Origin of the sequence: Enterobacter sp. 22466, from assembly GCF_052044775.1 — a bacterium.
Taxonomy (GTDB): domain Bacteria; phylum Pseudomonadota; class Gammaproteobacteria; order Enterobacterales; family Enterobacteriaceae; genus Enterobacter; species Enterobacter dissolvens.
The window spans coordinates 895,418-919,371 of record NZ_JBQENX010000001.1 but is presented as its reverse complement, the minus strand read 5'-3'; the positions used below and the strand labels follow the sequence as shown (position 1 = coordinate 919,371).

Here is a 23,954-nt window from a genome sequence, read left to right as displayed (position 1 = left end):
TCAGAACAGATTTTCGATATCTGTGCTATAGGCTTTGCTGACTTTCTCGCCCATCGATTTCAGCTGCTGAATCATGCTGGTGAGCTTACGCGCATAGTTCGGGTCGGTAGCATAGCCCGCGTTCTGCAGCGCCTGCGCGCCCTGCTCTGGCGTTGTCGCCTGCGTAACGGCGGTATAACGCGGATTGCGACTCAGCAGGCCCACGTAATCGGACAACGCTTCCAGATAAGAGCTGTAGACGCGGAATTTAGCTTTGACCTTCACCGCCGCACCGTTCTCATATTCGGTGGTGGTGATCTCCGTTGTCGGCCCCTTCCAGCTGGCGTTCGCCTTCACGCCAAAGATGTTAAAGCTCGGCTCGCCGTTTTCCTTACGGATCTGGCGCTGACCCCAGCCCGATTCCAGCGCGGCCTGCGCCAGGATCAGGTGATGTGGCACCCCACTCTGTTCACTGGCAAGACGGGCCGGCAACGAAAGCTGTGCCAGGAAGTCTTTGCTGTCACCGGAGAGCGGCTCATCGCTGCTTACCGTCGCCTTCGGTATCGCTTTACGCACCATTTGCGTCAGCGCCTGGTTCTGATAGCTGGTCACCGTTTGCAGGTCGAACTTCATCGGCACCTGCTGCGGCTCATCTTTCGGCGGGATACCCTGCGCGGCTTCGGTCTGTTTGACGATCATGTCAGCCAGACCGAGGCCTTTACCGGCGGTCATCTGCTGCGCAATCTGTTGGTCATACATGCTGGTATACAGGCGCGTTGAATCACTGCTGAACATGCCGTCTTTTGGCAGGGTTTCTCGCATGCTCTTCAGCATCATCTGTACAAACATCCCTTCCACCTGGCGGGCAACCGGGCGGATATTTGCCGCCGGGTCTTTGCCTGCCTGGGTTTTCAGTTCGTTAAGCGACTGGGCATCCCAGGCCGCGCTGGTCAACAGTTTGCTATCGGTCAGCATCAGATGATTTCCAGTTTGGCGCGCAGACAGCCCGCACTTTGCATGGATTGCAGAATAGACATCAGATCCATCGGCGTTGCCCCCAGGGCATTCAGGGCACGCACCACGCTGTTGAGGTTGGCACTGGAGCGTACGCTCTGCAGCGAACCCCCGCTCTGACGCAAATCGATCTGGGTTTGCGGCGTTACCACCGTCTGCCCACCACCAAACGGGGTATCCGGCTGGCTGACGTTGGCGGAGCGGTTGACCGTTACCGAGAGGTTACCCTGCGCCACGGCGCAGCTGTCCAGCGACACTTCACGGTTCATCACCACTGAACCGGTACGGGAGTTAATGATCACTTTGGCATCTTGGACAGGGACGTTCACTTCCATATTCTGGATATCGGCCAGCATGCGCACCTGGTTGCTGCTGCCCGTTGAGGTGCGGATCTGCACGGTACGGGCATCCAGCGCTGTCGCACTGCCATAACCACGGCTGCGGTTGATGGTGTCGGCGATTTGCTGCGCCATGGTGAAGTCTTCATTATTCAGCTGCAGATTGATGGTATTACCCGCGCCAAACTGGGTCGGCAGCTCACGTTCGATGATCGCACCGTTAGTAATACGCCCGCCGTTCAGCTGGTTGACCTGCACACTGCTGCCACCCGCTGAGGCGCCCGCACCGCCCACCAGAATGTTACCCTGCGCAAGGGCATAAACCTGGCTATCCACCCCTTTCAGCGGAGTCATCAGCAGCGTACCGCCGCGCAGGCTTTTGGCGTTACCCATAGAGGAAACCACCACATCGATGGTCTGTCCCTGACGCGCAAACGCCGGGTAGGAGGCGGTTACCATCACCGCGGCCACGTTTTTCAACTGCATGTTGGTGCCTGCCGGTACGGTAATACCAAGCTGGGAAAGCATGTTGTTTAAACTCTGGGTCGTAAATGGCGTCTGAGTAGTCTGGTCACCCGTTCCATCCAGACCAACCACCAGACCATAGCCAATGAGGGAGTTTTCACGTACGCCCTGAACGCTGGTGAGATCGCGAATGCGGTCAGCCTGGGCAAACGTTGCCACCAGAGCCAGCGCCACGGCGAAGATCGATTTAAACATGGGTCACCTCGCTTACATCGGCGATAAATTAAGGAAGAAGCGCTGCAGCCAACCCATATTTTGCGCTTCATTAATGTAGCCGTTACCGACGTACTCAATGCGCGCATCCGCCACCTGGGTGGACGGAACGGTGTTGGTGCCGCTGATGGTGCGAGGGTTAACCACACCGGAGAAGCGAATGAATTCAGTGCCCTGGTTAATGGCGATCTGTTTTTCACCCACCACATGTAAATTGCCGTTAACCAGCACCTGGTCAACCGTTACCGTCAGCGTGCCGCTGAAGGTATTACTGGCGTTCGCGCCACCTTTACCGTTAAAGGTATTGCCGCCAGACGCCTCAACATCTGCACGCGCATTGCCGAAGAGTCCCTGCAGATAGCGCGGTACGGTATCGAAGCCAAAATTGGTTTTGCCATCGCGGCTGGCATTCGCTGACGAGCTCTTGCTCGCACTGACGTTTTCCTGCAGCACAATGGTCAATGTATCGCCGACGTTACGCGGGCGACGGTCTTCAAACAGCGGCTGATAACCATAGTTGATCGGCTGCGCGGTCTGGAAAATGGAGCCGTTCACCACTGGCGCAGGGCCAGGAACGGGTTGGGCGGTCGTCGCACCCTGGACCAATGGTTTAGACGGGATCCAGGCACATCCGCTAAGGGTGACGGCCAGAACAGTCAGAATCGGATAACGAAACGCCGCGTTTTTTTGCATTGCCTTCATCTTCGAAAACAGGGAGCCGGTGCGGCATTCACCGCACCGGGCTGCACCTTAGAGTTGCGTCAGTTTCTGCAGCATCTGGTCGGTCGTCGACACTGCTTTACTGTTAATTTCATACGCGCGCTGGACCTGGATCATATTCACCAGCTCTTCCGCCACGTTCACGTTCGAGGTTTCCACATAACCCTGATACAGCAGCCCTGCCCCGTTCAGGCCCGGGGTGCTCTCATTCGGCGTACCGGAGGATTGCGTTTCGGTGTAGAGGTTCTCGCCAATGCTTTCCAGACCGGTATCGTTCATGAAGGTGGTCAGGTTGAGCTGCCCCACCTGAACAGGCGCGGCCTGTCCCTGCTGGGTGACGCTCACCACGCCGTCACGCCCGATGGTGATGCTCAGGGCATTCGCCGGGATCGTGATCGCAGGCTGAACCTGGAAACCACCGGCCGTGACCAGCTGGCCGTTCTGATCGACCTGGAACGAGCCGTCACGGGTGTAGGCAGAGGTCCCGTCAGGCAGTTGCACCTGGAAGAAACCCTGGCCTTTGATGGCAACGTCTTTGCTGTTGTTGGTCTGGGACAGGTTGCCCTGGCTGTGCAGGCGTTCGGTGGCGACCGGACGAACACCGGTACCAATCTGCAGACCCGATGGCAGCGTGGTTTGCTCAGAGGACTGCGCACCTGGCTGACGGATGGTTTGATAAAGCAAATCTTCGAAAACGGCACGCTGACGCTTGAAACCATTGGTGCTGACGTTTGCCAGGTTGTTGGCAATCACATCCATATTGGTTTGCTGCGCGTCCAGGCCAGTTTTCGCGATCCATAAAGAACTGATCATAGGGAGTCCTGTTAACTCATAGCCAGAAGTTGATTAGCTTTACCCGCGTTCTCGTCAACGCTGCTAATTATCTTCATCTGCATTTCAAAACGACGGGCGCTGGCGATCATGTCGGTCATGGCTTCGACCGGCTTGACGTTACTGCCTTCCAGAACACCGGACATCACGCGAATGGTCGGGTCGGCCTGGAGCGTGGCGCCACGGGTGGCCTGAGCCGCCTGGGTCAGACGGAACATACCGTCATCACCACGCTGCACCTCTTTGCCGTCCGCTTTGACCAGCTTCAGCCGTCCGACGGGCGCAACGGTATTGGCCGGGTCGCCAGGGTTCAACGCCGAGATGGTACCGTCTGCGGCAATGGTCAGTTCAGACCCTTCCGGCACCGTCAACGGACCCGCCTCACCCATCACCGGGTGACCCTGAATCGTCAACTGGCCTGTGGCACTGACCTGGATATTACCGTTGCGGGTATAGCCTTCGCCGCCGTCTGCCGTTTGCACTGCCAGCCAGCCGTCCTGTTGCAGGGCAACGTCCAGCGGGCGAGCGGTGTAATCCATCTGTCCTGGCGTCATGTCAGCGCCAGGGGTCGATGCCGTGACCAGCGTACGCGTCGGCAGGGACAATCCCTCCACCGGCACCGCACGCAGCGCATTGAGCTGTGCGCGGAACCCCGGCGTAGAGGCGTTCGCCAGGTTGCTGGCGGTAACAGCCTGCTGATTGAGCGTCTGACTTGCCGCGCCCATCGCGGTATATATTGCGTGATCCATTGCGCTTTCCTGTTAGCCGCTTAACGCAGGTTAACCAGCGTGTTGAGGATCTGATCCTGGGTCTTGATGGTCTGCGCGTTAGACTGATAGTTACGTTGCGCGACAATCATGTTCACCAGCTCTTTACTCAGGTCGACGTTAGAGGCTTCCAGCGCACCGTTGGTCAGCGTACCGAAGTTACCGGAACCCGCGGTACCCAGCAGCGCGACGCCGGAGGACTGCGTGGCAGACCAGACGTTGTCACCTTCAGACTTCAGACCTTCGTTGTTGGCGAAGTTTGCCAGCACGATCTGGCCCAGAACCTGGGTCTGTTCGTTGGAGTAGTTACCGACCACGGTGCCGTCGTCGTTGATCTGGTAGCTCACCAGGTCGCCCGGTTTAAAACCATTCTGGCTGGTTCCGACGATGTTGTTCGCACCGGTGTTCTGCTGCATGGAGTTCGCAAAGCTCATGGCGAAGGTCGCAGGCGTGGCACCAGGAATGGTCGCGGTAGTCAGGTTGATGTTGCCACCGCCGATCAGCGTACCGTTGTTGTTGAAGGTCAGCGTCGTGGCGAGAGAGGCCGTGCTGCCTGCCACGCTACCGTCCTGGGCATACACTTTCCAGGAGTTAGCCGGGGTCGCATCTTTGACGTAAAACAGGTTCATGTTGTGCGCATTACCCTGGCTGTCAAAGACGGTTACCGTACCTTTTTTGTTGTAAGTATCCGGGTTGGCCGGATCAAAGGCGGTGGTCGGTGCGGTATCGGTGGAGTTGAGGTTAATCTGCTGGGAAGCCGTGGTGGTGGCCTTCGCGGCCATCAGCGTGGTCGGGATATTAATAGGCTGTGGGTTCGCACCGGTCTGAACCGTTGATGGCGTCCCGGCAACCGGATAACCGGTCAACTGCATCCCCTGCATGTTCACCAGGTTACGGTTTTCATCCAGCTTGAACTGGCCGTTACGGCTGTAGAACACCGAGCCGTTAGCATCGACCATACGGAAGAAACCGTTCTGGCTGATGGCAACGTCCAGGCCACGACCGGTATTGGTGGTGGTGCCGTCGGTAAAGTCCTGGGTAATGCCTGCAACTTTTACGCCCAGACCCACTTTGGAACCGGCAAACATATCTGCAAATGAAGCAGAACCGGATTTAAAACCATAGGTCGCGGAGTTGGCGATGTTGTTGCCAATGACGTCCAGGTTGGTGGCCGCAGCATTCAGGCCGCTGACCGCTTGAGAAAAGGCCATGACTTACTCCTGATAAGTGTTAAGGCTTAGATAATCTGCCGAACTTCGTCGAGTGTGGTGGTACCAGAAGTACCCAAATCCAGTTTGTTGCCATCGCTACCTTTAATGACGCCCTGGACCAGCGCAAACTGCAGCGGCTGAGCCACCAGCTGGGTAGAGCCATTGCTGGCACTGATCGCCACTTTGTAAGAACCGTTTGGCGCTTTAGTACCGTCTGTCAGGCTGCCATCCCAGGTAAAGGTATGAACGCCCGCCTTCAGTTCGCCGATGTCAATAGTGCGAACCACGGCACCGGTTGAGTCGGTGATCGTCGCGGTCACTTTGTCAGCCGCCTGCTGCAACTCAACGCCAAACGGTGTAGTCGTGGTCGTCGTGTTGCCTTCGGTGGTGCTGGTGCCCGCCAGGATCGTGGTGCCCGGGATCATCACCCCGTGACCAATCAGGTTCGCGGCCTGCAGGGACTGGCTATTATCAATCTGACCGGAAACAGAGCCGAGGGTGGTATTGAGCTTCTCAATGCCGCTGACGGTACTGATCTGCGCAAGCTGCGTGGTCAGTTCGTTGTTCTGCATGGGGTTGGTGGGATCCTGGTTCTTCAGCTGTGCCACCAGCAGCGTCAGAAAGCTGCTTTGCAGATCGGAGGCATTACTCCCTGTCAGGGAGCTGGAACCCGTCGAACTGTTGGCACCACTGACGCCCGAGTTCGTTGGATCATTCACATTAACGGCGATGGACATGCATGTCTCCTTTACTGGCCGAGAGTGAGGGTTTTGAGCATCATGCTCTTCACGGTATTAAGCACTTCGACGTTTGCCTGATAGCTACGTGAAGCGGACATGGAGTTCACCATCTCACCCACCACATCCACGTTTGGCATTTTCACGTAACCGTTCGCGTCCGCCAGCGGGTTGCCAGGCTCATACACCAGCTTGTCCGGTGCCTGGCTCTCCACCACGTCAGAGACTTTCACCCCGCCCGTCGCCGCGCCTGGCGCAGCATCAACCTGGAAGACCACCTGCTTTGCACGATAAGGCTGTCCGTCAGGTCCGGTCACGCTGTCGGCGTTCGCCAGGTTGCTGGCAGCCACGTTCAGGCGTTTGGACTGTGCGGTTAACGCCGAGCCGGCGATATCAAAAATATTCAGCAAGGCCATTTATCCGTTGCCCCCCTGCAGGACGTTCATCATGCCTTTGATTTGTCCGCCGAGTACGGTCAGGCCCATCTGATATTTCAGGCTGTTATCGGCAAACTGTGTACGCTCCCGGTCCATATCCACGGTGTTACCGTCGAGTGAAGGCTGGTCGGGAATGCGATAAAGTAAATCGGTCGTGGGCGCAGTCATCGCCTGAGCAGGAATATGGCGTGAGGAGGTCAGTGCGAGCGCGACACCGCTCCCTTCTGCACGTCCACGCTCCATCACTTTTTTAAGCTCACTGGAAAAATCAATATCGCGCGCCTGATACCCTGGCGTATCGGCGTTCGCGATATTGGCGGCTAAAATCTCCTGCCGCTGGGCGCGTAAATTGAGCGCTTCCTGCTGAAAACGTAATGCGGCGTCGAGTTTATCGAGCATGTCTCCTCCGCTGATGGCAAAATTTCAGTTCACAGCTTAAATCTCACCCCGTCACCCCTATCGACGGAATAAGCGCAAAATGCGTCGCTATTTATTCCGTTGATGCAAAACCACTGCAGGTAGAATCCTCTCCATTCGGGTAACGGTGGAATGTGCGATGCAAACGTTAAAACGCGGCCTGGCGGCTACGATCTTGCTTTTCAGCCCCCTTGTGCAGGCTGAAGGGGTAGAGGGTCAACTGACGGCTTTCTTTGCTCAGCAACTGGCGGGCTTTAGCGATGAAGTCAACGTCACCGTCCGCACGCCGCCTAATCTTTACCCCTCCTGCGAACAGCCGTCGTTCAGCGTAACGGGCACCACAAAACTGTGGGGGAACGTGAACGTGCTGGCGCGCTGCCCGGGAGAAAAACGCTATTTACAGGTGGCGGTACAGGCAACGGGCAATTATGTTGTTGCCGCTGTCCCCATCGCACGCGGCAGCGTGTTGCAGGCTAACAGCGTGACCCTGAAACGTGGTCGTCTGGATCAGCTTCCTCCACGCACGATGCTTGAGATTAACCAGGCGCAGGATGCCGTCAGCCTGCGTGATGTCGCGCCAGGCCAGCCGATACAGCTCTCCATGCTGCGTCAGGCATGGCGGGTTAAAGCGGGTCAGCAGGTGATGGTGGTGGCCAACGGCGATGGTTTTCAGATAAACAGTGAAGGGAAGGCATTAAACAATGCCGCAGTGGCGCAAAATGCCCGCGTCAGGATGTCCTCAGGCCAAGTGGTTAGCGGAACCGTCGATTCTGATGGGAATATTCTGATTAACCTATAATCTTTTTAAAGAAATCGCTGCGACTGCCGATAAATAATCAACTAATGATGATATCAGGCGCCAACGCCGCGAACCCTCGATGAGGACAACACTATGAGCATTGATCGTACATCAGCCCTGAAGCCGGTAGGCGCTGTACAGCCTCGCGAAACGAATGACGCTATGCCGCAGAAAACGCGTCTGGAAAAACCGTCAACGTCTAACAGCACCAGCGTAACCCTGAGCGATGCCCAGGCAAAACTGATGCAGCCAGGCAGCAGCGATATCAATATGGAACGTGTTGAAGCGCTGAAAACGGCTATTCGTAACGGTGAACTGAAAATGGATACCAGCAAAATTGCTGATGCCCTGATTCAGGAAGCACAGAGTTTCTTACAGAGTAACTAACCGTATGAGTCGACTGTCAGAAATACTGGATCACATGACGGTTGTCCTGAACGACCTGAAAACGGTAATGGACGCGGAGCAACAGCACCTCTCTTCCGGTCAAATCAACGGCAGCGCGTTGCAGCGTATTACGGAAGATAAGAGTTCGCTTCTGGCGACGCTGGATTATCTGGAACAGCAGCGTCGCGCTGAGCAAGATCCTAAGCGCAGTGCGAATGACGATATTGTAGAACGCTGGCAGACCATTACAGAAAAAACCCAGCATCTGCGCGATCTCAACCAGCACAATGGCTGGCTGCTGGAAGGCCAGATTGAGCGTAATCAGCAAGCGCTTGACGTGTTAAAGCCGCATAAAGAGCCCGGGCTGTACGGTGCGGATGGTCAAACGTCAACGGCACGTGTTACGGGCGGGAAAAAGATTTCGATTTGAAGCCTGTGCGACAAATCATGCAGTGGGGAGCACCCTAAGGTGAACTCCCCTTTTGGCGTTTATGCCGTACGGCGGGCAAACTCTTTCACTTTAAAGCCCAGTACCGCGAGCGTCGCAAAGTAAGCCACAACCCCGACCCCCACGACGGCCATCAGCCGCATCAGACGGTAAGGCATGGTGCCCTGGGACCATTCCGGCATCACATGCAGCATACCAAGCAACGCCGCAGACATGACCAGCACCGCAACGATCAGACGCACGAGGAAACTCCGCCATCCCGGCTGCGGCGTGAAGATATCCTGCTTACGCAACTGCCAGTACAACAGCCCGGCGTTGAGACAGGCCGCAAGACCAATAGACAAGGCCAGGCCAGCGTGCTTCAGCGGGCCAATAAAGGCCAGGTTCATCAGCTGGGTCATAATCAGCGTCACAATGGCAATTTTCACCGGCGTTTTGATGTTCTGGCGCGAGTAGAACCCGGGCGCCAGCACTTTAACGACGATCAGCCCCATCAACCCGACCGAGTAGGCAATCAGCGCTTGCTGCGTCATGGACGCGTCAAAAGCGGTGAATTTCCCGTACTGGAAGAGTGATACCGTCAGCGGTTTGGCCAGAATACCCAGCGCCACTGCGCTTGGCAGCGCCAGCAGGAAACAGAGACGCAGTCCCCAGTCCATCAGGCGGCAATACTCATCATGATTGCCGCTGGCAAAACTTTTCGACAGCGACGGCAGCAGGATGGTCCCCAGCGCCACGCCCAGCACCCCGGACGGAAACTCCATCAGACGGTCAGCGTAGTACATCCAGGAAACCGAGCCGGACACGAGGAAAGAGGCAAAGATGGTGTTAATGATAAGCGAGATCTGGCTGACCGAAACCCCGAGAATGGCAGGCCCCATCTGCTTCATTACGCGCATCGCACCGGCGTCACGGAAATTAATCCGCGGCAGAACCAGCATACCGATTTTCTTCAGGTGTGGCAGCTGATACGCCAGCTGTAACACACCGCCCGCCGTCACCGCCCAGGCCAGCGCCAGCACTGGCGGGTTGAAATGGGGTGCAGCGAACAGCGCAAAGCCAATCATACTGATGTTAAGGAACGTTGGCGCAAAGGCCGGAACGGAGAAGCGGTTCCAGGTATTGAGGATCGCCCCCACCAGCGAGGCCAGTGAAATCAGCAGGATATAAGGAAAGGTAATACGCAGCAGTTGGGAGGTCAGGGCAAATTTATCTGCCGAGTCCGCAAAGCCAGGCGCCGTCACCATAATCACCCAGGGAGCAGCCAGCATCCCCAGTACCGTCACGATCGCCAGTGCCAGCGTCAGCAGGCCGGAAACGTACGCGACAAATACACGCGTCGCCTCTTCACCCTGCTTGCTTTTATATTCCGCCAGAATAGGAACAAACGCCTGGGAAAATGCCCCCTCAGCAAAAATACGACGTAATAAATTTGGCAGTTTGAACGCGACGAAAAAGGCGTCCGTTGCCATCCCTGCACCAAATACTCTTGCTACAATCGCATCGCGCGCAAAACCCAGCACGCGGGAAAACATGGTCATCGAGCTGACTGCCGCCAGCGATTTTAATAAGTTCATTAACGTGAATTTCCAGAACCATACGGATTTCCAGGACGGGTAAGCGAAAGCGCCACCCGGCAAAGCCAACAAGCGGCGCTTAGTCTAACCCGATTTCAACGAATTACTATCCGCAGATGTTACAGCAAGTTATTCGCTCATGGCTTCGCGCCAGAGCCGCTCCACAATGCGTTGTGCCATGATAGCCTGCTCACCGGATGTTTCCGGAACCGTCTGATTTTGCACGCAGGCGATAAAGTGACGGGCGCATCCGGCAAAGCCGCGCTGCTCCAGAGTGCTTTGCCAGCCAGGCGCCGGGAGTGTGACTACGCCATTGCCCTTCTCTTCACGCCACTCGCGCATGTCGGTAATGTCATACAGGGCACCGTCAGTGACCGCCTGCACAGACTCCCGCTGACTGCCGGCCCGACGATGCATGCTGGTGGTGATCTGCAAATGCTCAATGGCAAAATGATGCTCAGCGTAAACCATCTGGCCCTGTTCGTTGGTCAACAGGGTGCCGCTTTTAAGCTGGGCTTGCCCGCCCGTCAGCCAGAGCGCGGTGTCCACCACGTGCAGGTAATCATCCAGAAGGGTAAAGCGCAGATCGTTCGGACCGATGCTGTCGGTGCGGTGTTTGTCCATTCGCAGGGACGCGAGCGCACCAGACTGTGCCTTCAACTGCTGGTAAAGCGGCGCAAAACGGCGGTTAAAACCCACCATCAGCGTCAGTTTTTTGCGCGCCGCCAGCTCGATCAGCCGTTCGGCATCCTGAACGTTTTCTGCCAGCGGTTTATCGACACAGACGTGCACACCGGCATTCAACAACTCGCTGACCACCTGATAATGTGTTGCTGTAGAGGTATGTACAAACACCGCATCGCATTCGCGAGCCAGATCCTGAAGCGATGCCGCATACGGCATGCGCCAGGTTTCGCAGATCCGCTCGGCCTTTTCACGGGTGGGCGACCACGCGCCTTGCAGCGTCCAGTCCGTCGCCGCCCCCAGAACAGGCAGCCAGGCTTTTTGTGCAATTCCCCCCAGCCCCACCACGCCAACGCGTAATTTTTTCACCATCAATCTCCCAAATGTGCCAGCAATGCGTCCAGACGCTGTTTCAGCCCGGCGACCTCGTCTTCCAGCGCCTCTACGCGGGCAACCAAATCGTCCTCTCCAGCAGTGATATCGGCTGCAACGGACTTAACTGAAATATCAATTTCACCACTGAAGAGATGCATATAACGGCTTTCGCGTTTACCCGGCTCACGCGCCAGACGCACCACGTAAGGGCCGTCGTCACGAGTGGCAAGCCCATCCAGGGTCTGCTCAACCTCCTGCACATCGGCGAACTCATGCATGCGGGAAGCCCGGGTACGCAGTTCACCCGGCGTTTGCGCCCCGCGCAGTAACAGCGTGGTGATCACCGCCACCTCGGCGGCACTCAGCTTCAGATCGCCGAACTCGGAATTACAAAATCGCTGCTCATACTTGGTCACGCGGTTACCGAAACCGCTGACGGTACGCAGGTAATGGCGTTTAACCAGCTCGTCAAGAATGTCCTGCACCTCGTGCTCGCCGAGATTCATCACTGGCTCACGGTTGGTTTTCTGGTTACACGCCATTGTCACGGCATTGACGGAGAGCGGATATTGCTCCGGCGTGGTGACCTGTTTTTCCAGCAAGCAGCCAATAACACGCGCTTCTGTCGCGCTTAACTGATATTTCATCTCTTCTCCTTAGCGGCCTGCAGTCCAGTCCCGGGTGGTTAATGCCGTCAGAACGTGGTCACGCCATTCTCCGTCGATCAGCAGATAATCTTTAGCGTAACCTTCTTTCTCAAACCCTAATCGCGCCAGCAAATTACCGCTGCGCTGATTATGCGGCATGTAGTTCGCCATAATGCGATGGATATGTTGGGTGCGCTGCATATAACGGATCGCTACCGTTAACGCCTCATACATCAGCCCTTGTCCTTGCCATTTCTGGCCGATGGAGTAGCCGAGGTAACAGGCGTGAAACGATCCGCGCACCACGTTGGAAAAGTTGGCAATGCCGATGATCTCTTTTTCCTCCGGATCCAGCAGCGCGAAATAGAACGCACTACCCTGCTTGTGGAATTCGGCAATCATGCTGAGGCGCGCCTGCCAGCCGGAAGGGTAGCAATGGCTCTCATCCCGAACGGGTTCCCAGGGTTTTAAAAACTGGCGATTCTCGGCGTAATAATCCGCCAGACGCCAGGCATCACGCTCATGCACCAGACGAACGACCAGCCTGTCCGTTGTCAGACGCACTTTTGGCACATTACTGCGATAGCCAAACATCGATACCACTCCTTCCCGTCACTTCTGCTTACCCATTAGCTTTACTATACCTGCGCCTGTGCCGTCTGTGAAAACAGTGACATACCATTTTGACCTCTTTTCACATTTTTCGATGAGAACTCTCTATCAAAGCGCTCTTTTGATAAAAAAATATTGTCACGTGCAGGGGTGGGAAAAAACGTGACGACACCGCAGAATGTTAGCGTGCTCACCATCCTGTTTTCCCTGGAGGGAAAATGTCCCGCGTATCACAGGCCAGGAGCCTGGGTAAATATTTCCTGCTCGTCGATAACATGCTGGTCGTGCTCGGCTTTTTTGTGGTGTTTCCGCTTATTTCGATCCGCTTTGTCGATCAAATGGGCTGGGCCGCACTGATGGTCGGTATCGCGCTGGGGTTACGCCAGTTTGTCCAGCAGGGTCTGGGCGTGTTTGGTGGCGCCATCGCCGACCGCTTTGGTGCCAAACCGATGATCGTAACCGGTATGCTGCTGCGTGCGGCAGGCTTCGCCACCATGGCGATTGCTCAGGAGCCCTGGCTGCTGTGGTTCTCCTGCTTCCTCTCCGGTATCGGCGGCACCCTGTTTGATCCACCGCGCACCGCGCTGGTGGTTAAGCTCATTCGCCCGCAGCACCGGGGACGCTTCTTCTCGATTCTGATGATGCAGGACAGTGCCGGAGCGGTGATCGGCGCACTGCTGGGAAGCTGGCTGCTGCAGTACGACTTCCGTCTGGTCTGCGCAGCGGGCGCGGTGTTATTTATTCTGTGCGCCCTCTTTAATGCCCTGTTCCTGCCGGCCTGGAAACTGTCGACGGTCAAAGCCCCGGTGCGTGAAGGGCTTGGCCGCGTCCTGCGTGACAAACGCTTCGTTACTTACGTGCTGACCCTGACGGGTTACTACATGCTGGCCGTTCAGGTGATGCTAATGCTCCCGATCATGGTGAACGACATCGCGGGCACGCCTGGCGCGGTAAAATGGATGTACGCCATTGAAGCCTGTCTTTCCCTGACCCTGCTGTACCCGATTGCCCGCTGGAGCGAACGACGTTTTCGCCTGGAGCATCGCCTGATGGCCGGCCTGTTATTGATGACACTCAGCATGATGCCCATCGGGCTGGTGAACTCACTCCAGCAGCTATTTACGCTGATTTGCACATTCTATATCGGCTCGATCATTGCCGAACCGGCACGTGAAACGCTGAGCGCTTCGCTTGCCGACGCACGTGCTCGCGGCAGTTATATGGGGTTCAGTCGCCTGGGGCTGGCCTTTGGCGGTGCCTTAGGCTACGCCGGCGGCGGCTGGCTGTTTGATGCAGGTAAAGCGTTGAGTCAACCGGAACTGCCATGGATGATGCTCGGCGTGGTCGGTTTTATGACGCTCCTTGCGCTGTGGTGGCAATTCAGCCAGAAGCGCAGCGCGAGCGGCATGCTCGAACCAGGCGCATAACCCTCTCTCCGGCGGGGCCCCCCCGCCGTCATTATCAGTTTTTTCTGCTGGTTTCTGCTATTTCACCCTGACATACTGGCGTAACAGGACAGTAGCGCCGATTTTTCGTTGAGGAACACTATGAAAAAAATTGTCATTGCCGCCGCATTCATTGTCAGCGGCCTGCTGGTAGGTTGTAACCAGCTTACGCAATACACCGTCAGTGAGCAGGAAATTAATCAGGCGCTGGAAAAACATAACAACTTTTCAAAAGACATTGGTGTACCGGGGCTTGCCGATGCGCATATCGTCCTCAGCAACCTGACCAGTCAGATTGGACGCGAAGAGCCGAATAAAGTCACCCTCGCCGGGGATGCCAATCTCGATATGACCTCCCTCTTCGGTAACCAGAAAGCCAACATTAAGCTGAAGCTCAAGGCGCTGCCGGTCTTTAACAAAGAGAAAGGGGCCATCTTCCTGCAGGAGATGGAAGTGGTCGATGCGGAGGTTTCCCCGGATAAGATGAAACCGGTGATGCAGACTCTGATGCCCTATCTGAACCAGTCGCTGCGCAACTACTTTAACCAGCAGCCTGCGTATGTCTTAAGTGAAGACAAGAGCAAGGGTGAGGCGCTCGCGAAAAAATATGCCAAAGGAATAGAGGTGAAACCGGGAGAGATCGTCATTCCTTTCACCGATTAACCTGAAGGGGCGCAAAAGCGCCCTTTTTTTTACGGAAAAGTGTGCAAACGAAAACGTTTCCGCTTATGATTTGTGTCCGGCAAAAACAGCCATCCTTATGACTGATTCCTGACAAGCCGGAGCTTCCATGACTGCACAACCCCAGGTTCTTAAAATCCGCCGCCCTGACGACTGGCATATCCATCTGCGTGATGGCGATATGCTGAAAACCGTCGTGCCGTATACCAGCGAAATTTATGGCCGCGCGATTGTCATGCCTAACCTGGTGCCACCAGTCACCACCGTTGATGCCGCTATGGCTTATCGCCAGCGAATTCTTGATGCCGTGCCGGCGGGACATGATTTCACCCCGCTGATGACCTGCTATCTGACCGACTCCCTCGATCCGAATGAAGTGGAACGCGGCTTTAACGAAGGCGTGTTCACCGCGGCGAAACTCTACCCGGCTAACGCCACCACCAACTCCAGCCACGGTGTCACCAGCATTGACGCCATCATGCCGGTTCTGGAGCGCATGCAGAAACTGGGCATGCCGCTGCTGGTACACGGTGAAGTGACCCACGCCGAGATTGATATCTTCGACCGTGAAGCCCGCTTTATCGAAACCGTGATGGAGCCGCTGCGCCAGCGCCTTCCTGCGCTCAAAGTGGTGTTTGAACACATCACCACTAAAGATGCAGCGGAATATGTCCGCGATGGCAATGAGCTGATTGCCGCCACCATTACACCACAGCACCTGATGTTTAACCGCAACCACATGCTGGTTGGCGGCGTTCGTCCGCACCTCTATTGTCTGCCGATTCTGAAGCGTAACGTTCATCAGCAGGCGCTGCGTGAACTCGTAGCCAGCGGCTTCTCCCGCGCCTTCCTCGGCACGGATTCCGCCCCTCATGCACGCCATCGCAAAGAGGCCAGCTGCGGTTGCGCAGGCTGTTTCAATGCCCCGACGGCGCTCGCCAGCTACGCGACCGTGTTTGAAGAGATGAATGCCCTGCAGCACTTCGAGGCCTTCTGCTCGCTCAACGGACCACGCTTCTACGGGCTGCCGGTCAACGACACCTTTATTGAGCTGGAACGCAAAGAGAGCCAGGTGGACGAGGCCATTCCACTGACGGATGACACGCTGATCCCATTCCTGGCGGGTGAAACCGTCAACTGGACGGTAAAACGCTAAAAAAAACAATGCCCCTTGTTGTCAAAACGATAATATACCTGTATAAATAAACAGTATATTACACAGGGGGCATTTATGCGTATTGAAGTCACCATAGCCAAAACAACCGTTCTGCCTGCTGGCGCACTTGATGCGCTGGCCGGTGAATTATCCCGCCGTATTAACAACACTTTCCCTGAAAATGCAGGCGCCGTAACGGTTCGTTACGCGGCGGCAAACAACCTCTCCGTCATCGGTGGCGCGAAAGAAGATAAAGACCGAATCAGCGAAATCCTGCAGGAAACGTGGGAAAGTGCCGATGACTGGTTCATCACAGATTAATCTTGCTCCCTCATTGTTCTTTTTTGCCGGGTCGCCCCGGCTTTTTTTCGCCTGAAATCCTGTTAGTTCAAATTAATTCGGCATCAGATTTAAAAATCGTGAACAAGATGGTGTTTTATTGTTCGAACAATCCTAAAAAGCAGAAAAATGTGTTGCCAACTGTTTATTTTTCCCTTCGGAACCCTTATTACTTGTATACTGAAGATGCTTTCAGAAAAACATGCATTGAACCTCAGAGCCGTTGTCTTCTAACACGCATTAAGGGGGTTATAATGGAAAAGAATAGTGAAGTCATCCAGACCCATCCGCTTGTAGGCTGGGATATCAGCACCGTAGATAGCTACGATGCGCTGATGCTGCGTTTGCACTACCAGACCCCGAATCAACTCAACCGTGAAGAAGCGGAAGTTGGACAGACGCTGTGGCTTACAACAGACGTCGCGCGCCAGTTTATTTCTATTTTAGAAGCAGGTATTGCCAAAATAGAATCTGGTGACTATCAGGAAAATGAGTATAAACGGCACTAGTTTTATACCTATTCTTCACTCAACAGGCACCCTTCGGGTGCCTTATTTATTTCTCCCTTGTATCAGCCTGCATAGTTAATTACTCTGCTAACAAAGCGTGAATTCAAGAGATGCATATGAGATACGACTTAATCATAATGGGTAGCGGATCCGTAGGTTCTGCCGCAGGTTATTACGCAACGCAAGCGGGTCTGAAGGTCCTGATGATCGATGCCCATCTGCCTCCGCATGCGGAGGGGAGCCATCATGGCGACACCCGACTCATTCGCCACGCCTATGGTGAAGGCGAGCGCTATGTTCCGCTGGTGCTCCGCGCCCAGACGCTGTGGGATGAACTGGCCAAACTGACCGAAGAGCGCATTTTCGAACGCACGGGTGTCATCAACCTTGGCCCGGCGAGCTCTGATTTTCTGGCCAACGTGGAACAGAGTGCGAAAGCGTTCAACCTTGACGTTGAGAAACTGGACGCGGCGGGCATCATGAGCCGCTGGCCAGAGATCACCGTCCCGGACGATTATATCGGTCTGTTTGAAGCCAACTCCGGGGTCCTGCACTGTGAAACGGCCATCAAAACCTGGATCGGTCTTGCAGAAAAAGCGGGCTGCGCTCAGCTCTTCAACTGCCCGGTTGAATCCCTTACCCATCACGCTGACGGCGTTACGGTCACCACTGCGGATGGAGAATATTCAGCGTCCCGTCTGCTGGTTAGCGCAGGGACCTGGGTCACCCGTCTGTTGCCAGACCTGCCCGTTCAGCCGGTGCGCAAGGTCTTCTCGTGGTTCCAGTCGGATGGTCGTTACAGTGCGCAGAATAAATTCCCGGCGTTCACCGGCGAGTTACCGAACGGCGATCAGTTTTACGGCTTCCCGTCTGAGAAAGACGCGCTCAAAATCGGCAAACACAATGGTGGGCAGGCGATCTCTTCGCCTGAAGAGCGCAAACCGTTTGGTGCATACCCGCAAGATGGCTCCGAAGCCTTCTCGTTCCTGCGTAATATTCTGCCGGGCGTGGGTGGCTTACTTTATGGTGCAGCCTGCACCTACGACAATACACCGGACGAAGACTTTATCATCGACACCCTGCCGGGGCATGACAACACGCTGCTCGTCACCGGCCTGAGCGGTCATGGCTTCAAGTTTGCCTCTGTACTGGGTGAAATCGCCGCGCAGTTTGCCCAGGGTATCGCACCGCAGTTTGATCTTACCCCCTTCTCACTTTCGCGTTTTAACCGATAATCTGCCGCGGGCTCCGGACGTCCGGGGCCCGTTCTTCACATCAAAACGGGACGTTATGCACAGGATCGTTAGCTTTCTTATCAACAACATTCGTGAGCATTTTATGCTCTATATTTTATTGTGGGCGTTACTGGCACTCATTGATATTATTTACATTGTATTTTACTGAAAGGCATTATTGACAATTTCTGACATTACTTTAGGTTGATTTAACCTTCACTCCGGCTGTTTATTGCGCCTTGGACGAAGCCATTGAATTACATTTGCGGATCATTTTCAAAACCGTTGAAATAAGAAAATTAAAAAACGATATCCAGTTATTTCAGTTGCAATATCATTTATTCCCGTTCATTTTTACTATTCTGTTAATTCATGAATGGTCATTCTGATGCAATTGCGTAACTCCTCTCAGCGCTACGGAATAATATCCATGTTTTTGCACTGGATAGTTGCCCTCACCGTTTATGCGATGTTCGGACTGGGACTGTGGATGGTGACGCTCAGTTATTACGACGGCTGGTATCACCAGGCACCAGAGCTGCATAAGAGCATCGGCGTCCTGCTGATGATGGCATTGGTTATTCGCGTCATCTGGCGTCATATTTCCCCGCCGCCTGCCGCGCCTAAAACCCACAGTAAACTGACGCGTGTCAGCGCTGTGGCCGCTCATATTGCCCTCTATCTCCTGTTGTTCGCGATTCTGATTAGCGGCTATCTCATTTCAACTGCAGACGGCAAGCCGATTAGCGTCTTTGGCCTGTTTGAGGTGCCGGCCACGCTCTCTGACGCGGGGGTTCAGGCCGATACCGCAGGCGTGGTTCATCTCTGGCTGGCATGGAGTGTGGTCATCCTCTCTGTGCTGCACGGGCTTGCCGCCCTTAAACACCATTTCATCGATAAAGACGATACGCTAAAGCGCATGCTTGGCCGTTCGTCAGTTGACTCTGGAGCATAAAATGAAAAAACACCTGCTGGGTATCGCACTGGGTTCTCTGTTATTCACCACCGGCTCGGCCGTGGCGGCTGATTATAAAATTGATAAAGAAGGCCAGCATGCCTTCGTCAATTTCCGTATTCAGCACCTGGGATATAGCTGGCTGTACGGTACCTTTAAGGATTTTGACGGCACATTCACCTTTGACGATAAAAATCCTGCCGCCGATAAGGTCAATGTGACCATTAATACAAACAGCGTCGACACGAACCATGCTGAGCGCGATAAACATTTGCGTAGTGCAGAGTTCCTGAATGTATCGAAATTCCCACAGGCAACCTTCGCGTCGACTGAAGTGAAGAAAGAGGGCGATAAGCTGAATATTACCGGCAATCTGACACTCAATGGTGTCACCAAACCGGTCACCCTCGACGCCAAATTACTGGGTCAGGGCGATGATCCCTGGGGTGGAAAACGTGCAGGCTTTGAAGCGGCAGGCAAAATTCATCTGAAAGATTTTAATATCACCACGGATTTGGGCCCGGCCTCTCAGGACGTGGAGCTGATTATTTCTGTTGAAGGTGTTCAGCAGAAGTCATAATAAACACGCCCGGCAGGGTTTTACGTTGCCGGGCGTTATGCTTATTCCGGGTCAGGAATGCCGAGTTTGGTGTTCAGTCGGCCACGCGATTTATTAAAAATCTTATTGCCGTTTTCACGCCCCGCACGACGGCGGCGCTGCTCTTCTTCCGGCAGCATGCTCTCTTCACTGCACAGTTCGCTGCAGCAGCCGTTAAACTTCTCCGCACACGCCGGGCACTGAATAAACAGCAGATGACATCCGTCATTTTTACAGTTGGTATGGGTGTCGCACGGTGCGCCGCACTGGTGGCAGTGGGCAATCACGTCCTCTGAAATACGCTCACCCATTCGCTCATCAAAGACGAAGTTTTTACCAATAAAACGTACCGGTAATCCCTGCTCACGGGCACGGCGGGCATACTCGATGATACCGCCTTCGATATGCCAGACCTTATTGAACCCGTTATGTTTCATCCACGCGCTGGCCTTTTCACAGCGGATGCCACCGGTGCAGTACATAACGATTTTCTTATCTTTATGTTCCTGCATCATCTCAACCGCTTTCGGCAGCTGCTCGCGGAAGGTATCGGCCGGGATTTCCATTGCGTTCTCGAAATGGCCCACTTCATATTCGTAGTGGTTACGCATATCGATGAATACCGCGTCCGGGTCATCAAGCATCGCATTGACTTCCGCCGCCTTCAGGTATTCCCCCACGTCGGCCGGGTTGAATTCCGGGTCGTCAATGCCGTCTGCCACGATGCGCTCACGCACTTTCATGCGCAGCACCCAGAATGATTTACCGTCATCGTCCAGGGCGATGTTCAGGCGTAAGCCGTTCAGTGCCGGGTCGAAGCCGTAGAGAAAATCGCGGAAGGCGCTCACGTTGCTTTCCGGGATGCTGATCTGGGCATTGATACCTTCACGCGCCAGATAGACGCGCCCGAACACATTTAGCGCTGTAAAGGCTTTATAAAGTTCATCGCGGGTCGCTTGCGGATCGTTGATCGTGAAGTATTTATAGAATGAGATGGTCGTGCGCGGTTCGGTTTCAGCCAACATACGCGCTTTCAACATCTCATTCGATACGCGGTTGTGTAACACTGGCATGGTGTACAAGTCCTGCAATCGTTATTGAGAAAGTAAAATCGGTCGGCATCATATAGCAAACAATAACAATTTACATCCACACAATTTACGCTACATTTCTGTCAGCCTGAACTATTCGTCATAACAATTGCTGCATAAGTACGCGTTTCGACAACAGACATTTTGGCTATGTAGTAAAAAATGAGACACTAAGCCCTTCAGGACGTTAGAACACAGGACAGACATGACCCAGTTACCGAAATTTACTGTCGCCCTTATGCATCCCCGCTATTGGTTGACCTGGCTTGGCATTGGCTTTTTATGGCTTCTGGTCCAACTCCCCTACCCTGTTATTTTCCGTCTGGGCAAATGTTTGGGTCGTCTTGCGCAAACGTTTATGAAACGTCGCGCCAGGATTGCATACCGCAACCTTGAGCTGTGCTTCCCGCAGATGAGCGAGTCAGAACGTCATGACATGGTGACAAAGAATTTCGAATCTGTCGGCATGGGGCTGATGGAGACAGGAATGGCGTGGTTCTGGCCGGATAAACGCATGGCGCGCTGGAGCGTTGTTGCCGGAACGGGCATGGAGCCCGTGCATACGCTGCAGGCAAACCAGACGGGGGTGCTGCTGATTGGCGTACACTTTCTGACCCTGGAAATCGGTGCCCGTATGTTCGGTATGCAGGCGCCCGGCATTGGTGTTTATCGTCCTAACGACAACCCGGTTATCGATCTCATCCAGACCAATGGCCGTATGCGTTCCAATAAAAGTATGATCGACCGTAAGGATCTGAAGGGGATGATCCGCGCCCTCAAATCAGGTGAAGTGGTCTGGTACGCCCCCGATCACGACTACGGTCCGCAATCCAGCGTATTTGTGCCGTTTTTCGCCGTTCAGGAGGCGGCCACCACCACCGGTACCTGGATGCTGGCGCGCATGTCCAAAGCCGCCATCGTTCCGTTTGTTCCACGTCGCAAACCGGATGGTTCTGGTTACGAATTAATTATGCTGGAACCGGAACTGGCCCCGCCGCTGACCGATGCAGAAACCACCGCACACTGGATGAATGGCATTGTCGAGAAGTGCATAATGCTCGCGCCGGAGCAGTATATGTGGCTCCACCGTCGCTTTAAAACGCGGCCAGAAGGCACGCCGTCCCGCTATTAATCCCCCTGCGGCCCTACGGGCCGCTACCTGTTTTAGCTTTAAAAGCTCTTCCTCATTGCGGCAATCATAACCCGGGCGCATAATTAGCAGGCTTATTACTTCATGCCTTACGGTGTTCTGCACCCTTATTACGCGGATTGTTATGTCACCCTCAGATGCCCCCATAAACTGGAAACGTAACCTCACGGTTGCCTGGCTTGGCTGTTTTCTTACCGGCGCGGCGTTTAGCCTCGTGATGCCCTTTCTGCCCCTGTACGTTGAACAACTGGGCGTGACGGGTCACAGTGCGCTCAATATGTGGTCTGGTCTGGTGTTCAGCATCACTTTCCTCTTCTCCGCCATTGCTTCGCCGTTCTGGGGCGGCCTTGCCGACCGTAAAGGGCGCAAAATCATGCTGCTGCGCTCGGCGCTGGGGATGGCCATTATCATGGCGTTGATGGGCGTGGCACAGAACGTCTGGCAGTTTCTGATTTTGCGCGCCTTGCTTGGCCTGCTGGGGGGATTTATCCCCAATGCTAATGCGCTGATCGCCACCCAAATTCCGCGTCATAAAAGCGGCTGGGCGCTCGGGACGCTCTCAACCGGTGGCGTGAGCGGCGCATTACTGGGGCCTCTGGCCGGCGGCTTGCTGGCGGACAGCTATGGTCTGCGCCCGGTGTTTTTCATTACTGCCAGCGTGCTGTTCCTCTGCTTTATCGTCACGCTGATCTGCATTCGCGAACACTTCACGCCCGTCGCCAAAAAAGAGATGCTCCACGCGCGGGATGTGCTGGCTTCACTTAAGAACCCCAGACTGGTACTGAGTCTGTTTGTCACCACCCTGATTATTCAGGTTGCGACCGGTTCGATTGCCCCGATTCTGACGCTCTACGTTCGCGATCTGGCGGGCAACGTTAGCAATATTGCCTTTATCAGCGGCCTGATTGCGTCAGTACCCGGGGTGGCGGCTCTGCTCAGCGCCCCAAGGCTGGGCAAACTGGGGGATCGCGTGGGGCCGGAAAAGATCCTGCTCTGTGCCCTGGTGATCTCCGTCCTGCTGCTTATCCCGATGTCGATGGTGCAATCCCCGTGGCAACTGGGGCTGCTGCGTTTCCTGCTGGGCGCTGCCGACGGCGCGTTACTGCCCGCTGTTCAGACCTTGCTGGTCTACAACTCAACCAACCAAATCGCCGGACGTATATTTAGCTACAACCAGTCATTTCGCGACATCGGCAACGTTACCGGCCCGCTGGTGGGTGCCGGGATCTCTGCCAGCTTCGGTTTCCGCGCCGTCTTTATCGTCACGGCAGGCGTGGTGCTGTTTAATGCTATTTATTCATGGTTCAGCTTATCCCGGACATTACGGCCAGTGGCTGAATAAGACGAATGCGTGACGGCTTATTTTTGCATTCATACTTGCAGAATCAGATATTCAGCTATTCTTTCCCTGAAACCTTCTGGAAAACAGGGAGACACCAATGACCATGTACGCCACGCTGGAAGAAGCTATTGATGCCGCTCGTGAAGAGTTCCTCGCCGATAATCCCGGCGTTGACGAAGAAGATGCTGACGTGCAACAACTCAATATCCAAAAGTATGTCCTGCAGGATGGGGATATTATGTGGCAGGCCGAATTCTTCGCTGACGAAGGCGAAGAAGGCGAATGTTTGCCGATCCTGAGCGGTGAAGGTGCCCAGGCCGTCTTTGATGGCGACTATGATGAAATTGAGTTGCGTCAGGAGTGGCTGGAAGAAAACACCCTGCATGAGTGGGATGAGGGCGAATTCCAGCTCGAGCCACCACTGGATACAGAAGAAGGTCAGACGGCAGCTGATGAGTGGGACGAGCGTTAATTTCCGCTACTCGTAGGGACCGTGGCTGGCATCGATGGGCAGCAATAGCGTGTCGAAAATCAGCGAGAACGGCAGATCGAGCACCGTCAGGTAGCGCCATGCGGAATCCCGGACATCCCATTTCACGCCCGGATAATACTGATTCCCGTGGCCCTGCCCTGGAATGGTGCGACTGATGATGCTGCCACAGCCACTCAGCAGACATGCCATCATGACGACGATGATTATTTTCATCCGTTACCTCTAAAAAAATACCGGCGATT

Annotated in this window: 30 protein-coding genes; 15 read left to right on the top strand and 15 right to left on the bottom strand. The window is 54.9% G+C overall.

Annotation, left to right across the window (positions count from 1 at the left end; all coding sequences use genetic code 11):
- From flgJ to flgB, 9 genes are read right to left on the bottom strand one after another with little or no spacing between them, the layout of a single operon-like run.
- Complete coding sequence (gene flgJ, locus ACTJJI_RS04375; RefSeq protein WP_050861070.1) at positions 1 to 954, bottom strand: flagellar assembly peptidoglycan hydrolase FlgJ; 954 nt, start codon at positions 952 to 954, stop codon at positions 1 to 3.
- Positions 954 to 2,051: a flagellar basal body P-ring protein FlgI gene (locus ACTJJI_RS04370; RefSeq protein ID WP_014169561.1), complete on the bottom strand. Its 1,098-nt coding sequence runs from the start codon at positions 2,049 to 2,051 to the stop codon at positions 954 to 956. The genes flgJ and ACTJJI_RS04370 overlap by 1 nt, the downstream gene beginning before the upstream one ends.
- A gap of 12 nt (positions 2,052 to 2,063) precedes the next feature.
- A complete protein-coding gene (flgH, locus tag ACTJJI_RS04365; protein WP_003857987.1) occupies positions 2,064 to 2,762 on the bottom strand; it encodes a flagellar basal body L-ring protein FlgH in 699 nt (232 codons plus the stop codon).
- Between the two features lie 57 nt (positions 2,763 to 2,819).
- Positions 2,820 to 3,602 carry a flagellar basal-body rod protein FlgG gene (gene flgG, locus ACTJJI_RS04360; RefSeq protein WP_008500810.1) on the bottom strand — a complete coding sequence of 261 codons (783 nt, stop codon included), beginning with the start codon at positions 3,600 to 3,602 and terminating at the stop codon, positions 2,820 to 2,822.
- Between the two features lie 11 nt (positions 3,603 to 3,613).
- Complete coding sequence (locus ACTJJI_RS04355) at positions 3,614 to 4,369, bottom strand: flagellar basal body rod protein FlgF (protein WP_013097135.1); 756 nt, start codon at positions 4,367 to 4,369, stop codon at positions 3,614 to 3,616.
- Between the two features lie 20 nt (positions 4,370 to 4,389).
- A complete protein-coding gene (flgE, locus tag ACTJJI_RS04350; RefSeq protein ID WP_013097136.1) occupies positions 4,390 to 5,598 on the bottom strand; it encodes a flagellar hook protein FlgE in 1,209 nt (402 codons plus the stop codon).
- 26 nt (positions 5,599 to 5,624) lie between these two features.
- Complete coding sequence (flgD, locus tag ACTJJI_RS04345; protein WP_014831436.1) at positions 5,625 to 6,335, bottom strand: flagellar hook assembly protein FlgD; 711 nt, start codon at positions 6,333 to 6,335, stop codon at positions 5,625 to 5,627.
- 11 nt (positions 6,336 to 6,346) lie between these two features.
- A complete protein-coding gene (gene flgC, locus ACTJJI_RS04340; protein ID WP_013097138.1) occupies positions 6,347 to 6,751 on the bottom strand; it encodes a flagellar basal body rod protein FlgC in 405 nt (134 codons plus the stop codon).
- A complete protein-coding gene (gene flgB / locus ACTJJI_RS04335; protein ID WP_013097139.1) occupies positions 6,752 to 7,171 on the bottom strand; it encodes a flagellar basal body rod protein FlgB in 420 nt (139 codons plus the stop codon). It lies immediately after the preceding gene.
- A gap of 157 nt (positions 7,172 to 7,328) precedes the next feature.
- Here flgB and flgA point away from each other — a divergent pair, with 157 nt between their 5' ends.
- The 3 genes from flgA to flgN all read left to right on the top strand — a co-directional run bounded on the left by flgA (position 7,329) and on the right by flgN (position 8,805).
- Complete coding sequence (gene flgA, locus ACTJJI_RS04330) at positions 7,329 to 7,988, top strand: flagellar basal body P-ring formation chaperone FlgA (protein WP_050861068.1); 660 nt, start codon at positions 7,329 to 7,331, stop codon at positions 7,986 to 7,988.
- 93 nt (positions 7,989 to 8,081) lie between these two features.
- Positions 8,082 to 8,375, top strand: a complete 294-nt coding sequence (flgM, locus tag ACTJJI_RS04325) for a flagellar biosynthesis anti-sigma factor FlgM (RefSeq protein WP_014831434.1) — start codon at positions 8,082 to 8,084, stop codon at positions 8,373 to 8,375.
- A 4-nt stretch (positions 8,376 to 8,379) separates the two neighbouring features.
- Positions 8,380 to 8,805: a flagella biosynthesis chaperone FlgN gene (flgN, locus tag ACTJJI_RS04320; RefSeq protein WP_014831433.1), complete on the top strand. Its 426-nt coding sequence runs from the start codon at positions 8,380 to 8,382 to the stop codon at positions 8,803 to 8,805.
- A gap of 59 nt (positions 8,806 to 8,864) precedes the next feature.
- Here the strand turns inward: flgN and murJ are convergent, their stop codons facing one another.
- The 4 genes from murJ to rimJ all read right to left on the bottom strand — a co-directional run bounded on the left by murJ (position 8,865) and on the right by rimJ (position 12,700).
- The gene (gene murJ, locus ACTJJI_RS04315; protein WP_203462114.1) at positions 8,865 to 10,400 is read right to left on the bottom strand and encodes a murein biosynthesis integral membrane protein MurJ; all 1,536 of its coding nucleotides are present in this window, start codon (positions 10,398 to 10,400) and stop codon (positions 8,865 to 8,867) included.
- A 129-nt stretch (positions 10,401 to 10,529) separates the two neighbouring features.
- A complete protein-coding gene (locus tag ACTJJI_RS04310) occupies positions 10,530 to 11,453 on the bottom strand; it encodes a Gfo/Idh/MocA family protein (RefSeq protein ID WP_046888607.1) in 924 nt (307 codons plus the stop codon).
- Between the two features lie 2 nt (positions 11,454 to 11,455).
- Positions 11,456 to 12,106, bottom strand: coding sequence for a YceH family protein (locus ACTJJI_RS04305; protein ID WP_014831430.1), 651 nt, complete (start codon positions 12,104 to 12,106; stop codon positions 11,456 to 11,458).
- Positions 12,107 to 12,115: 9 nt separating this feature from the next.
- Entirely contained in the window at positions 12,116 to 12,700 is a 585-nt protein-coding gene (gene rimJ / locus ACTJJI_RS04300; protein ID WP_013097146.1) for a ribosomal protein S5-alanine N-acetyltransferase, read from the bottom strand.
- Positions 12,701 to 12,936: 236 nt separating this feature from the next.
- On the opposite strand from rimJ, the gene mdtH reads away from it, so the two are divergent.
- From mdtH to ACTJJI_RS04255, 9 genes are all read left to right on the top strand, one after another.
- Entirely contained in the window at positions 12,937 to 14,145 is a 1,209-nt protein-coding gene (gene mdtH / locus ACTJJI_RS04295; protein WP_014831429.1) for a multidrug efflux MFS transporter MdtH, read from the top strand.
- Positions 14,146 to 14,265: 120 nt separating this feature from the next.
- Positions 14,266 to 14,826 (top strand): lipoprotein, encoded by a 561-nt coding sequence (locus ACTJJI_RS04290; RefSeq protein WP_014831428.1) that lies wholly within the window; start codon positions 14,266 to 14,268, stop codon positions 14,824 to 14,826.
- Positions 14,827 to 14,953: 127 nt separating this feature from the next.
- Positions 14,954 to 16,000, top strand: coding sequence for a dihydroorotase (gene pyrC / locus ACTJJI_RS04285; protein ID WP_046888588.1), 1,047 nt, complete (start codon positions 14,954 to 14,956; stop codon positions 15,998 to 16,000).
- Between the two features lie 75 nt (positions 16,001 to 16,075).
- A complete protein-coding gene (gene dinI, locus ACTJJI_RS04280) occupies positions 16,076 to 16,321 on the top strand; it encodes a DNA damage-inducible protein I (RefSeq protein ID WP_014831426.1) in 246 nt (81 codons plus the stop codon).
- 272 nt (positions 16,322 to 16,593) lie between these two features.
- Complete coding sequence (gene bssS, locus ACTJJI_RS04275; protein WP_008500827.1) at positions 16,594 to 16,848, top strand: biofilm formation regulator BssS; 255 nt, start codon at positions 16,594 to 16,596, stop codon at positions 16,846 to 16,848.
- A gap of 116 nt (positions 16,849 to 16,964) precedes the next feature.
- The gene (solA, locus tag ACTJJI_RS04270; RefSeq protein WP_050861064.1) at positions 16,965 to 18,083 is read left to right on the top strand and encodes an N-methyl-L-tryptophan oxidase; all 1,119 of its coding nucleotides are present in this window, start codon (positions 16,965 to 16,967) and stop codon (positions 18,081 to 18,083) included.
- A gap of 55 nt (positions 18,084 to 18,138) precedes the next feature.
- Positions 18,139 to 18,252, top strand: coding sequence for a DUF2770 family protein (locus ACTJJI_RS04265; protein WP_046888590.1), 114 nt, complete (start codon positions 18,139 to 18,141; stop codon positions 18,250 to 18,252).
- A 219-nt stretch (positions 18,253 to 18,471) separates the two neighbouring features.
- Positions 18,472 to 19,038: a cytochrome b gene (locus ACTJJI_RS04260; RefSeq protein ID WP_014831423.1), complete on the top strand. Its 567-nt coding sequence runs from the start codon at positions 18,472 to 18,474 to the stop codon at positions 19,036 to 19,038.
- A 1-nt stretch (position 19,039) separates the two neighbouring features.
- Positions 19,040 to 19,618 carry a YceI family protein gene (locus tag ACTJJI_RS04255; RefSeq protein WP_014831422.1) on the top strand — a complete coding sequence of 193 codons (579 nt, stop codon included), beginning with the start codon at positions 19,040 to 19,042 and terminating at the stop codon, positions 19,616 to 19,618.
- Positions 19,619 to 19,659: 41 nt separating this feature from the next.
- Here the strand turns inward: ACTJJI_RS04255 and trhO are convergent, their stop codons facing one another.
- Entirely contained in the window at positions 19,660 to 20,709 is a 1,050-nt protein-coding gene (gene trhO, locus ACTJJI_RS04250) for an oxygen-dependent tRNA uridine(34) hydroxylase TrhO (protein ID WP_014831421.1), read from the bottom strand.
- A gap of 223 nt (positions 20,710 to 20,932) precedes the next feature.
- Here trhO and ACTJJI_RS04245 point away from each other — a divergent pair, with 223 nt between their 5' ends.
- The 3 genes from ACTJJI_RS04245 (at position 20,933) to ACTJJI_RS04235 (ending at position 23,691) form a co-directional block, all read left to right on the top strand.
- Positions 20,933 to 21,859: a Kdo(2)-lipid IV(A) acyltransferase gene (locus tag ACTJJI_RS04245; protein ID WP_014831420.1), complete on the top strand. Its 927-nt coding sequence runs from the start codon at positions 20,933 to 20,935 to the stop codon at positions 21,857 to 21,859.
- A gap of 142 nt (positions 21,860 to 22,001) precedes the next feature.
- Entirely contained in the window at positions 22,002 to 23,219 is a 1,218-nt protein-coding gene (gene mdtG, locus ACTJJI_RS04240) for a multidrug efflux MFS transporter MdtG (RefSeq protein ID WP_050861062.1), read from the top strand.
- A 97-nt stretch (positions 23,220 to 23,316) separates the two neighbouring features.
- Positions 23,317 to 23,691 (top strand): MysB family protein, encoded by a 375-nt coding sequence (locus tag ACTJJI_RS04235; RefSeq protein ID WP_014831418.1) that lies wholly within the window; start codon positions 23,317 to 23,319, stop codon positions 23,689 to 23,691.
- 6 nt (positions 23,692 to 23,697) lie between these two features.
- Here the strand turns inward: ACTJJI_RS04235 and ACTJJI_RS04230 are convergent, their stop codons facing one another.
- Entirely contained in the window at positions 23,698 to 23,925 is a 228-nt protein-coding gene (locus tag ACTJJI_RS04230; RefSeq protein WP_013097162.1) for a YceK/YidQ family lipoprotein, read from the bottom strand.
- Positions 23,926 to 23,954 lie beyond the last annotated feature (29 nt).